The following is an 11,698-nucleotide window of genomic DNA, read 5'->3' as shown; positions in this document are numbered from 1 at the left end:
TTGCGGCTGGGTTGCTTGTCGGATCCAATATAACCATACCCCCGTAGTTTCGGGAAGATAACAAATAGACGTTTCCGATACTTGTTTTGCATACGGTATTGGCCCTCGCCAACCCCGGAGCAGGAGAGAAAAAACATGGATTCGGCATGCATCATTGATACCTAAACAGCATCGAAACGGACAATTTGATATCTTTCCGTAAGCCCCTTCTCTCGCTACATTTAATGCATCGTCAACATGCGGTGCGATAACCAACCTTCAGGCGTGCTGGAAGGGTCCGGTCCCTGCCGCATTATTGAGGACAAATCGACGCCACAAAAAAAATCGCCACCAAGCGATATACCCCCGGAGACCTTGCATGCACGCTAGAACACTTTTACCTTTAAGCCTGACGGATCGGGAGGCGATGTCGCCGCTGCAGATCCTGACTCTGATCCTGGGTTTTTTCATTGTCGCTGCAGATGGATTCGATATCGCCTCGGTCGGCTATATCGCCCCATTGCTGCTCAAGGCATGGAACCTGAGCCCGGCGCAGCTGGGGCCGATTTTTGGCGCTGGCCTGTTCGGTTTGTGCGCCGGCAGTTTCCTGTTCGGGCCGTTGGCCGACCGGGTCGGCCGCAAACGCGTGATCCTGATATCGCTGGTGCTATTTGCGCTCGGTAGTCTGGCATGTGCCAGTGCGCCGTCGGCCCCTTGGTTGATCTTCCTGCGCTTCGCCACCGGCCTCGGGTTGGGAGGTGCTCTGCCTGCGATGGTCACGCTTGCCTCGGAATTCAGCCCGCAAAGGAATAAATCGCTGGTGGTGACACTGATGCTGATCGGCATGCCGTTTGGGCTGGCACTTGGTGGACTGGTGGCGGCGCAACTGATTCCGAGTTTTGGCTGGAAAGGTGTCTTCCTCTTCGGTGGACTGTTTCCGCTTTGCCTGGTGCCAGTCGCCTTATTCTGGTTGCCTGAGTCGCTGAAATTCATGACCGGCAAGCCGCGCTTTGCTGCCGAAGCAAAAAAAGTGATGCTGCGTTTGTCCAACAATGATGATGTCCGACTGGAAAGCCTGGTACACCAGTTCAATACGGTCGACAGTAGTCATCAAAGCGAGGCCGGGAAAACCCCGGCAAGCATTCTGTTCAGTGCGTACTACCGGGTCGGTACACTGCTACTCTGGCTCACATTTTTTGGTACGCTGTGGGTGTACTACCAGCTAAGCAGCTGGTTGCCGACCGTCATTACGCAGACCGGCATCGACGTCCCGCGTGCTGCGATCATGGCCATGATGGTGCCATTGGGTGGCGTATTTGGCGCCGTACTGAATGCTTTTCTGATGGATCGGTTCAATCCATTCCTGATACTCACCGGGTCTTACATCATCGCAGCCGTCTCAATCGCACTGATCGGATTTTCGATACACGAAGTCATGTGGGTATACGTCACCACTTTCCTGGCCGGTTTTGGATTGATCGGTGCCCAGGCCGGAATTACCGTTACTTCATCGAACTTTTACAACACCGCCGCACGTGCGACCGGGGTAAGCTGGTGCCTGGCGGTGGGACGCATCGGTTCCATTCTCGGTGCCATGACTGGGGGGCTGTTGCTAGCCTCGATCCACTCGGTTGGTGTGGCATTTGTCATTTTTGCGGTACCCACGATCATTGCCGGTGGCGCCATGTTCATGATTGGTCGCCTATATCCAAATCGCGCCAGATAGCACTTTGAGCGCATGCGAGCAAATGCATCAATGCATTTGCCGCTTCAAAAAAGGCGCTCGTTTACACAAAAAAATAAACTATAGAATGGCACCCCGGTGCCTCACCAAGGAGAAAAAATGTTTTCAAGATACGCTTATTTCGTGGGGAAAGCCGTCAATGGCGCCAGCGCAGCCCTGCTGGAACAGTTACATATCTGTACGCTCGGCTACGCCACCTTGCCGAAGGTCTTGTCTGCCCGTCTCGAAGTACCAGTCCATCTGGACCCCAGCGCTCCGGAAGTGTTTGCCTGTATCCGGATGACCTTTGAAAATGCTGAAGATATAGACGTCGCGTTAGCGTCAGCCCAACGCGATGTGGTGCGGGCGGGCGTAGTTAAAAACGTCTTGCCGCTGTTTGAAGGAACTGTGCATCACATCGCGTTCAGAGATTACGACGCCGCCTGATTCACCTCCTGATTTGCATCTGGTTCCCGCTAGCCCCACGAAGAAAAGCCCAGATTCAAAAGAATCTGGGCTAATTTCGTAAACGATAATATTCGGTATGATCAGCGACCGGCTTTTTATCCTGCGAAAGGATCGTTGACCAGAAGCCTATCGCAGATACAACCGTCTGGACTTATGCAATTTCGTAATTTTTGATGAAGTCTTCCGGCGGTGGAGCGCCCCACACATAGAGTGCATCCTCCGGCAACCAATCGTCGGCAGGCCAGTCCAGATCGGCGGCGATATGGTCGATGTCGAACGAATATTCGCAATAACTGCCCCATGGATCGCGCACATAGCGGAAGTAATTGGACCCAAGCACGTGCCGCCCGAGGCCCCATCCATCGGGATATCCGGCCTGCGTCATTTGCCCGCTTCCCAGCCCGACAGCGTCGAACGAGGAGACATCCCAACTACTGTGATGTAAACCATAATCTGCTGACATTGCAAAGGCAATCAGATGATGGTCGCTGCCATGCGGACTATGCAAAAATGCGATGATGGAACCCGAGCGATCCGACATACGCAGCCCCAGCACTTCGATGTAAAACTTCGCACTGGCGTTGACATCAGCGGTGAACAGCAGGATGTGAGACAGGCGATTGGGTCGTACTTGTGTGACCTCACTGCGATGCGGCGCACGTCCGCTGATGCTGATTTCAGGTGGAAAAATGCGCGGCGATTTGATATCTGGCGAGGTTTTCTCGCATACCTGCAATTGTTGCGGCAAACCGTCCGGACCTAGAAACCAGATGCCATCGGCAGCAGCGCGCTGCGGCGCAGTGGTACGGACCACATGATGCGCATCAAGTTGCCGATCGAAGGCCTCCTGATCGTCAGCATAGATACCCCAGGTTACCCACAACAGCCGCTTACGCTCGCCCTCGCCCTCAAATATCCGGGCCCAGCGATGCGGATGGCCGAACGTGTACAAAGCCAGGCAATCTGCCTCAACTCTGACATCCAGACCAAAGCTGCGGTAAAAATGCTCAGCCTCCTTCAGGTCAGGCACGCTGTATACAAACTCATTTATTGAATGTACGCTCAGCACGTCGGGACGGCGTGCGGGCGCTGTGAGGATAGACATGTCTCTCTCCTGTATCCTGCATCTGAATACCGTTCCAGCGGTTTGGCCTTATGGAACGGCAGTACTGTGTTAACTATTTTTGCTTTAAACGACTTTTTGCGTCTGAGTGCCCAACTGATCGATATGCAACGAAACGACATCGCCCTTCCGCAGGAACTGCGGCGGTTTCATACCCAGACCGACGCCGGACGGAGTGCCTGTAATCACTACATCGCCGGGCAATAAGGTCATAAACTGACTGAGATAAGAAACGATCTGGGCTACAGAAAAAATCATATCAGCAGTGTTGCTGCGCTGTTTGACCACACCATTGACGCTCAATTCCATACCCAATGTTTGGGGATCAGGAATTTCGTCGGCAGTGACTAACCACGGTCCGACAGGACCAAACGAATCAAAGCTTTTACCCTTACCCCACTGCCCGTTGCGCTTGATTTGCCAGGCGCGCTCGGAAACATCATTGGCCAGACAATAACCGGCCACATGACTGAGGGCTGACTCTACCGACACCTTGCGAGCGGTGGTGCCTATCATGAAACCCAGTTCGACTTCCCAGTCGCCCTCTTCCGATCCGTCCGGCAGCACGATGTCATCATTGGCACCGCTCAGCGAGGTCAACGCTTTGGTAAACACCACTGGTTCGGTCGGAATCGGCATGCCCGCTTCTTCTGCATGCTTGCGATAGTTCAAGCCGATCGCGACGAACTGACGCACGCCTGCCACCGGAACGCCAAAGCGCGGAGAACCTTCGACCAGCGGCATCTTTTCCAGGTCGATCGCTGCCAGCGCCCGCAGGCGTTCCGGGGCTAGCCAATCTGGCGTGAAATCAGGTACTAGCAATGACAGGTCGCGCAGTCGCCCTTGCGCATCAAGCGCGCCTGGTTTTTCGGCGCCTGGCATTCCAAATCGAAGAAGCTTCATGGTGTGTTCCTTAGTGTTAGGCAATACAAAGTGAGTAATTAGTCTTGATGCTTAGTCCGGTACAGTCAGGATCTGCCCTGAATGTACCAAGGCCTGATGCATCAGGTAAGATAGCAAATCCATCCGAGCGATGCCTGCAGGTAATCATTCAATGGTCTCTTGACCGTTATTCGTCTTAGCGGTGCGTGATGCGACACACCAGCGTTAGGTACCGACGCCTTTTGGGTATCGACGCTTATGCGGGCACAGCAACGCCATCAGAGACTGTCTTCGGGATATGTCTGTGCATGCTGACCAGAGCGATCAGGCCGATCACCAGCATCCCTGTAAGAACGCCGAAAAAAAGACCCGGACCATTCTGATCAAACTGCAGCAACATACCGCCGGTAAAGATGCTGGTAATGCCACCGACCCGACTAAAGCCGATACACACTCCCATGCCGGTCGAACGATAGCTGGATGGATAAGCCATGGCGGCCACGGCATAGATGACAGACTGGGCGCATCCTGCCGTCAGGCCGGCAACCGCCATGGCCAGACTGATTTGCAATATATGAATTTGCCCGGGAGACAGCATCCCGGACAAGATCATCGTGGCGCAGATAGTAACGATAAGGGCGACCATCAGCAGCAGGCGCGATCCCATTTTTGGAAGAAAAAAAGCACCAGCCAGACAACCGAAGGTGGCCGCAAAAGTGTAGGCAGAGGTACTGCGGATAGCATCTGGTAGCAGTGCGCCAGCAGAAACGAACACGGTCGGAGACCAGGTCAGGAAACCGAACGCAGTGTAGGAAATCGAAAAGAAAGCAATCCACAAACAAACGTTGACGCGCAGATTCTCGGAGGTCATCAGACGCCCTCCGGTTTCTTCCTTGTTTGCTTTGGCATTTTGCACGCTGGCCAACGTCGCCAGCTTACCGATTTGCTTACCCATGATCCGTTCTATCCAGGTGACGGCTTCAGCTTGACGCTGACTGCGGATCAGGAAGGACAGGGATTCCGGCAAAAGCTTGATAATGATCGCGGCAACCACCATGGTGATGACACCGCTGACGATGAAAATGCTATGCCATCCGAACGCCGGAATCACCCAGGCCGATAGCAGTCCCCCCAGCGTCGCACCGGTAGTGGTACCGATCGCCATCACGCTGATCAGCTGACCGCGGCGGCGCTTCGGACACCATTCGGATGCAATCCCCATGCCTATCGGTACGGCGATACCGAACCCAAGTCCCGACAAAAACCTCAGCACCAGTAGCTGTGGAATATTCGCTGCTGCCGCAGATAAAAAGGTGGTGACGCCAAATATCAGAACGGCCCATATCAGCGTGCGTCGCGCGCCCATCCGATCGCCGGTATAGCCACCCAACGCAGCACCTATCGCCATGCCAATCAGCGCACTCGCCAGTGCTGGTGCCAATTGCGCCTTGGTAGTGTGCCATTCCACCAGCAGTACCGGGGTGGCGAAGGCAAGCAACGCAAAATCCATTCCATCGATAATCAGGACCAGCAGGCAAATGACAAAAATCAGTTTTTGTCTGGCACTAACAGAGTGGTTGTCGATCAGTTCGGCAAACATAGGTTTTCTCTTTAAAAAGGTGGTACTGACGATGAAGGAATTGCCGCAGCGACGGCATTTGAATGCAGCGGGCACAGATTGCACGCATTTTTTGCAACAAAAATGCGCGTACTGCTCCAACGGAAGGTCGGTCGGGTACAACGCCGACCGTAATGCCTCTGGTTACTTGCGCGTCACGAAGTTAAGCAGACAGTTGGATTGCTGATAGGGGGATGGCTTGGTAAGCATTTGATTGTCTCCGTGCTGTCTGGCAGCTTGTGTTATTTGACTTAAATGTAACAAGTGCAGTTGAGGGTCGTAAGATGGCAAATTAGCCGGGGTGATACCTACAAGTAATCGCGTAACTGGCCTTTGATGTTCAGGATCGTAGCGCGGCGCGCGCACCCAATGGCCGATAGCACGTTAGCGCCAGGCAAGAGCAATACGGGAGCCAGATCTGGCAGGCTGAGAGCGTTCCGAACCCTTTCATAGCGCCATTATTTGACGGATTAAATGAAAGGAGTGCAGTGGCGCTCGCAGCGCCTGGCCGATTTCATTGGTCAGGCATCAGATATACGCGCTTAATTCCGGAGAAATGCGTCCAAAGCGGCGTTAAAGGGTGCACCTGTCATGTGCGGCATATGTCCCGCGCCGCGAATAATCAGCCGTTCGCCGCCAAGATGTTCCGCCAGACGATTGGTGATCCCTTCATATGCCGGGTTATGGTCGCCCGAAACATGCAGTTTTTTAAAGGCTGCGTCATGGAGTATTTTTTCTGGGACGATACATTCGCTGGGTGAGCGGAAATGGCGCAGATGACGCGCAAACTGCGCCAGCGGAGGTGGCAAGACTGGCGGCAGGGGTTGGCTTGGCTGGATAATGCGGAACATCCAGCGCAGGAACAGTTCGTCATCCTCCGGCGGATTGGTCATCAGCCCTAGCAGAGCGAAGTGGAACATCGTAACCGATGGATCATCCTTGGCGATGGCGGTGGTGCCCGATTCAATGATCGTCATCGATGCCACTTTATCGACGTCTTGCGCTACCGCCAGCATGCCAACTGCCGCACCATAGGAATGACAGACCACATGGTCACCCGGTTGCAAAAGTTCAGCGACCAGATCGGCATCGCGTTCAAAATCCTCGCCACCGCGCGCCGGACTATCCCCATAGCCCGGACGCGAAACCATCACCAGACGCCAGTCGGCAGCCATAGGCCATTGCTCTTTCCACGCAAGCGCCCCACCTACGCCGCCGCCATGCACAAAAACCACGCGCGGCCCCGTTCCCATTTCGGTGACATCCATGCCGCCCGGACCCGCATATTTGATTTGTTCCATCGCAATATTATTTCCCATGATTTAATGATTGATTACATTTCTACTGGTTGATTGTGCCAGTTAGAAAGTATGACGGATACCGAATTCCAGCGTTGACAGACTTTGGCCATTCGCTGGCTTCCCGGTAGGTGCATAGGTTTTCACGGACGGCCACAAGCCAAAACTGTTCGGCGCGGCAGCATTGGCCGAGGTTTCATTATTCATGTGGGCCACCGCCGAATACAACGTGGTTCTTTTCGACAGATCGTAATCCAGGCCCAACGCGTAGAAGGTCGCACGACCGCCCACCGTGTTATCGGTCTGCCGACTGGAATAAATGGTTTTGATTGTGAACTGGCTGAGAGGGACATTGAAGCCAACCATATAGCCATTCACATCCGGCTGACCAGTCAGCGTATTTTTCATCCCGTAGGCAAAAAGTTTCGCGATCGGAAAAGTATAAGCTCCTCCTAGTGTTATGGTGCGTTGCATCAACTGACCGTCGGCCGATGGTGCCAGTTTAGTTGCCGCCACAGTCGAATTTTCATAGCCAACGCCCATAAACAGGGGGCCGTTCGTATATTCCAGCGTACCCGCAGCATAGCGTCCGGGCTGATTCTGGGAGCCGGGTTTTTCAGAAAAGCTATACAGTGCTTTACCTATCAGGCCATACAGCGTGGGCGAGATATATTGCACCGCGTTAGGTGCCGTCGCCGCTCCGTAGGTACCGCGGCTTACCACCGGCGAAGGGGTCACAGGAGGCGCTTGCATCAGCGTTGTACCGTTACCGGCAGCATGCCGGGTAAATGGATCACTGCGGAGTTCTAAAAACACGGCCGGGGAATATTGATTGCCTAACTGCACGGAGCCCCACTCGGCACCGTAACCGATATAGGATTCACGATCGAAAAAGGATGTGGTGCTTTCAAGAGCACCGGTGTCAGGGCTGAAGCCCGCTTCCAGTTTAAAATAAGCGCGCGTGTTACCGCCCAATGATTCACTGCCACGTATTCCCCAAAACGAAATATCGTCAGAGACATAATGCGCAGTCTGTCCAGGTAGCGTGGGCGTCGATGAAAAACGCGTGGTATCCAACGCTAAATCAATTTTTCCATAAAACGTGATGTCGCTTGAACCTAACGTGGTTTGTGCCATCGCTGCCACCGGTCCCAATAACACCAGGCAGCTCAGAACTTTGTACTTATTTGTCATTTTTTTGTCTCCTGATTACATTTATCTTTCGGTCCGTTTTTATTATTTACTTCGCAAACGGTACCGATTCGTCACTACTACTTACTTAATTTTTGCCAGCTGCCGTTTGACCATTTCCCATACGACAACATGGCGAGATCCGTTACCGGAACCTTTGCAGGCTGCGCTCATGCCGTTACGCCGACTGCCTTTGTGCAATACACGCGCCCCATGACAAACATGGCAGCCGCGGCAATTAGCGCCGGAAGCGCAAAAACAAAAAATGCCTTGTCAGGTGTTTCCAGCATCGCCAATAACATGCCACCCGTTATCGAACCAAAGATTGAACCGATCCGACCGACGCCAAGTGCCCAACTAACGCCGGTTGCCCGTGCATTGGTGGTATAGAAACCTGCTACTAGAACATTTGCTCCGGTTTGAGCACCCGATAGACCCAGCCCTGCACAGCACACTGCAAGAGCCAGAAGTCCCGGACTGGTCATCGCGCTACCAATGCAGACAATCGAAATGGCCGCAAGAATGTAGGAACCGGTCAGCACCAGATAAGGATTCATACGCCGCATCAACACGGCATTGATGATGGCGCCGATCGTGCCACTTATCGGCAAGATCGATCCGACTTGCGCGCTCTGCGCCACCGTCATGCCGGAGTCAGCAAGGACCGACGGCAGCCAGCTGCTGATTTGATAGTAAACCCACAGCGTGCAAAAGAAAGCGAGCCAGAGCAACATCGTTCCCGCCCTATAATGCGCGTTAAACAGCGTTGCCGAGGGCTGGGCCGAAATCAACGGCTCTTCCGGCTGTCGACGTAAAAACTGATGAACATCGAGTGCGGCATCCCCGGTCAGGCGGACCAGCAAAGTTCGTGTTTCATTTTCAAATTTTTTCTTGCCAGCCATGAAGCGCACTGACTCCGGGAGCCAGTATCCGATCACCGGCAACAGCAACAGCGGTGCGATACCGCCGGCCATGAACACGCCACGCCAGCCAAAGGTTGGCATGATGAGCGCGGCAAGTTGCCCGCCAAAGGCCAGACCCAGCGTGAAACCACAAAACATCAAGGTGACCAACATGGGCCGATGACGTTCAGGGCTGTATTCGGAACTCAGGGTAATCGCACACGGCATGCCTCCACCAAGTCCCACGCCGGTCAGAAAACGCAGAGCAATCAGCCAGCCGATCGAAGGCGCAGCCGCGGTCAGCAGACTGCCAATGCCAAACAACACCATCGCTACCATAATCGTGCGTTTGCGACCGATCTTGTCGGCCAGTGGCCCCAGCACGAAGCTGCCGACGGTCAGACCGAACAGACCAGCACCGAATACCAGACCGAGTTGATGTACCCCCAACGCCCATTCACGCTTGAGCAACGGGGCAACGTACCCCGCCGCAGCGACATCAAAACCATCCACCGCAACGACCAGAAAGCACAGTAACAACGTGACGACTTGCAGGCGTGATATTTTTTTTCCGTTAATCAGATCGTCGATCCTCATGGCGCTGTCAGCCATGAGCGAGCGCTTGGATTGCAGCTATATCCGTGTATTACAGGTTTGACTTTAATCAGAACAAGAGCGTCCAGAGCGCGCTGACCAACTATCGCCAGAAAGATATTTTGCAGCAAACAAAACCACACATGAAAAGCACCGCCACCTCGGATAATTCCCGCGCCGTTGAACACTGCCATCTCCTGAAATTGTTTTTATAGAATGCGATTTTATGCAGAATAGGCTGCTGTTACCTATAAGTCTATTCAATGAATTTCATATTTATTATGAATTAGATGCATAATTGGTAGCGATGGGCTTGATCGTATTTTCAGGCAAGGCTCCAAAAAATGGTAACCCTTCCTCGCCCATAGGTATATATAATCAATTTCATTTCGATAATGAATGTTGTTCATAAATGAACGTTCCAGATCTGAATTTTTTGTACGTCGTACAAGCCTTGTTCGAAGAAAAATCGGTCTCGCGCGCAGCCCGGCGTCTGGGCTTGACTCAGCCGGCGGTCAGCCATGCACTGGGACGACTACGTGTGATTTTTCAGGATGACCTGTTTGTAAGGGCTGGGGCGGTCATGGCACCAACGCCAACCGGCGAACGCGTGGCGATGGGTGCGATACGTGCGTTGGCGCTGATCCAGCAGGATATCTGGGACGCCAGGACCTTTGATCCGCTGACCACCACCAGAACCTTCTCGGTTTGCATGAGCGACATGGGCATGATGGTGTTGTTGCCACGCCTGCTCGGCGCCTTGCAGCAATATGCCCCGCACGCCACCTTAAAGCCTATCCAGGTACAGTCATTGGAACTGGCTTCGGTATTACAGGACGGCGCGATCGACCTGGCGATTGGCTACTTGGGCAAAATGGGCGAAAACCTTTATCAGCAAGCGCTATTGCGGCGTTCTCTGGTGGGAATCATCCGTCAACGAAAAAATAAAAAACCGGCCATCACCTTAGAGCGGTTCATAAACAGCAAACATGTGTTGGCAGGAACGCTGGCGCTGACCAATCAATTGCTAGCCGAAGAATTGCGCCTGCTAGGTGCTCGACTGATGATTGCGATTGAAGTGCCGTATCTGCTTAGCGTGCCTAGTGTGGTCGCCACTTCTGATTTTATTGCCTGTGTCCCGAGCGAGCTTGCCGAATTATTTTCTCGTCTGGCGGATATTGAAGTATTCGAACTTCCGGTCCACTTGCCGGATTTGACCGTCAAACAGTTCTGGCACGCCCGTTTCCACGACGATCCTGTACACCAATGGTTTCGCAAGCTGGTCGCAGAGACATTGGGTGACAAGGATGTCGTTTAACTATCCATCAAGGTTAGCGATCCTCTTGCATCACGCTTGGACCAGTATTTCTTTTACCCGCGCTGCCGTTAGTGGTAGGTCGCGCAAGCGTTTGCCGGTGGCATTCGCAAACGCATTTGCTATGGCTGCAACGGTGGTCCTAGTGCAATAGTGCATTGTTTTATTAAGTATTTATCATTGCCTAGGCAAGTATTAAAATAGCTTCATTGAGTAGCTCCTCCTACCTCGGTAACAATTCAGTACCCCACCAGAAAGAAAAAAACTGAACACCAAACAACTGATCGCTGTTGTAGCCTTATTAGCCGTTAGTGCTTCTGCCTTTGCCGGCAGTCTGACCAAGCTCGCTCTTCTGGGTGATCCGGTAGCGGACTCGGCTGCTACCCACATCATCGTGATTAAACCTGACACAAAATACGTCAATGTCACTGGCGGCGAGACGGTGAAGTTTGTAGTGGGTGATAAATCGTTCGCTTGGAATTTTGATGGTTCTTCGAGTGTGTCCTCGTTCGACCTGAGTCGCACCACAGCCATGCTTGACCATAAAGTAGTGGCCTACGTGGCGCTGAATCCTATTTACGCAGAATGATCGCTTGATGCTGATC

The 11,698-nt window shown here is 53.2% G+C and carries 10 protein-coding genes; 4 read left to right on the top strand and 6 right to left on the bottom strand.

Annotation, left to right across the window (positions count from 1 at the left end; genetic code table 11):
* Nucleotides 1–358: 358 nt before the first annotated feature.
* Together JQN73_RS16515 and JQN73_RS16510 are read left to right on the top strand one after the other, a co-directional pair.
* Nucleotides 359–1,705: an aromatic acid/H+ symport family MFS transporter gene (locus JQN73_RS16515; protein ID WP_205319922.1), complete on the top strand. Its 1,347-nt coding sequence runs from the start codon at nt 359–361 to the stop codon at nt 1,703–1,705.
* Nucleotides 1,706–1,822: 117 nt separating this feature from the next.
* The gene (locus JQN73_RS16510; RefSeq protein WP_205319921.1) at nt 1,823–2,149 is read left to right on the top strand and encodes a hypothetical protein; all 327 of its coding nucleotides are present in this window, start codon (nt 1,823–1,825) and stop codon (nt 2,147–2,149) included.
* Between the two features lie 172 nt (nt 2,150–2,321).
* Here the strand turns inward: JQN73_RS16510 and JQN73_RS16505 are convergent, their stop codons facing one another.
* The 6 genes from JQN73_RS16505 to JQN73_RS16480 form a co-directional block, all read right to left on the bottom strand.
* Nucleotides 2,322–3,275 carry a VOC family protein gene (locus tag JQN73_RS16505; protein WP_205319920.1) on the bottom strand — a complete coding sequence of 318 codons (954 nt, stop codon included), beginning with the start codon at nt 3,273–3,275 and terminating at the stop codon, nt 2,322–2,324.
* Between the two features lie 84 nt (nt 3,276–3,359).
* Nucleotides 3,360–4,196 carry a fumarylacetoacetate hydrolase family protein gene (locus JQN73_RS16500; protein WP_205319919.1) on the bottom strand — a complete coding sequence of 279 codons (837 nt, stop codon included), beginning with the start codon at nt 4,194–4,196 and terminating at the stop codon, nt 3,360–3,362.
* A 235-nt stretch (nt 4,197–4,431) separates the two neighbouring features.
* On the bottom strand, nt 4,432–5,775 hold the full coding sequence (locus JQN73_RS16495) for an MFS transporter (protein ID WP_205319918.1): 1,344 nt from the start codon (nt 5,773–5,775) through the stop codon (nt 4,432–4,434).
* 560 nt (nt 5,776–6,335) lie between these two features.
* A complete protein-coding gene (locus tag JQN73_RS16490; protein WP_240162301.1) occupies nt 6,336–7,112 on the bottom strand; it encodes an alpha/beta fold hydrolase in 777 nt (258 codons plus the stop codon).
* A gap of 42 nt (nt 7,113–7,154) precedes the next feature.
* Nucleotides 7,155–8,285, bottom strand: coding sequence for a porin (locus JQN73_RS16485; protein ID WP_205319917.1), 1,131 nt, complete (start codon nt 8,283–8,285; stop codon nt 7,155–7,157).
* Nucleotides 8,286–8,452: 167 nt separating this feature from the next.
* The gene (locus JQN73_RS16480) at nt 8,453–9,796 is read right to left on the bottom strand and encodes an MFS transporter (RefSeq protein ID WP_205319916.1); all 1,344 of its coding nucleotides are present in this window, start codon (nt 9,794–9,796) and stop codon (nt 8,453–8,455) included.
* Nucleotides 9,797–10,190: 394 nt separating this feature from the next.
* Here JQN73_RS16480 and JQN73_RS16475 point away from each other — a divergent pair, with 394 nt between their 5' ends.
* Both JQN73_RS16475 and JQN73_RS22515 read left to right on the top strand, forming a co-directional pair.
* On the top strand, nt 10,191–11,096 hold the full coding sequence (locus JQN73_RS16475) for a LysR family transcriptional regulator (RefSeq protein ID WP_205319915.1): 906 nt from the start codon (nt 10,191–10,193) through the stop codon (nt 11,094–11,096).
* Nucleotides 11,097–11,358: 262 nt separating this feature from the next.
* Nucleotides 11,359–11,682, top strand: a complete 324-nt coding sequence (locus JQN73_RS22515) for a CzcE family metal-binding protein (RefSeq protein ID WP_205323417.1) — start codon at nt 11,359–11,361, stop codon at nt 11,680–11,682.
* Nucleotides 11,683–11,698: the final 16 nt, after the last annotated feature.

The organism is Glaciimonas sp. PAMC28666 (assembly GCF_016917355.1).
Taxonomy (GTDB): Bacteria; Pseudomonadota; Gammaproteobacteria; order Burkholderiales; family Burkholderiaceae_D; genus Glaciimonas.
This window is presented reverse-complemented; position numbering and strand designations above follow the sequence as displayed.

Excerpts from the sequence above, each read along its gene's own strand:
- JQN73_RS16515 (WP_205319922.1), top strand. The coding sequence starts at position 359 with ATGCACGCTAGAACACTTTTACCTTTAAGCCTGACGGATCGGGAGGCG.
- JQN73_RS16510 (WP_205319921.1), top strand. The coding sequence starts at position 1,823 with ATGTTTTCAAGATACGCTTATTTCGTGGGGAAAGCCGTCAATGGCGCC.
- JQN73_RS16505 (WP_205319920.1), bottom strand. The coding sequence starts at position 3,275 with ATGTCTATCCTCACAGCGCCCGCACGCCGTCCCGACGTGCTGAGCGTA.
- JQN73_RS16500 (WP_205319919.1), bottom strand. The coding sequence starts at position 4,196 with ATGAAGCTTCTTCGATTTGGAATGCCAGGCGCCGAAAAACCAGGCGCG.
- JQN73_RS16495 (WP_205319918.1), bottom strand. The coding sequence starts at position 5,775 with ATGTTTGCCGAACTGATCGACAACCACTCTGTTAGTGCCAGACAAAAA.
- JQN73_RS16490 (WP_240162301.1), bottom strand. The coding sequence starts at position 7,112 with ATGGGAAATAATATTGCGATGGAACAAATCAAATATGCGGGTCCGGGC.
- JQN73_RS16485 (WP_205319917.1), bottom strand. The coding sequence starts at position 8,285 with ATGACAAATAAGTACAAAGTTCTGAGCTGCCTGGTGTTATTGGGACCG.
- JQN73_RS16480 (WP_205319916.1), bottom strand. The coding sequence starts at position 9,796 with ATGGCTGACAGCGCCATGAGGATCGACGATCTGATTAACGGAAAAAAA.
- JQN73_RS16475 (WP_205319915.1), top strand. The coding sequence starts at position 10,191 with ATGAACGTTCCAGATCTGAATTTTTTGTACGTCGTACAAGCCTTGTTC.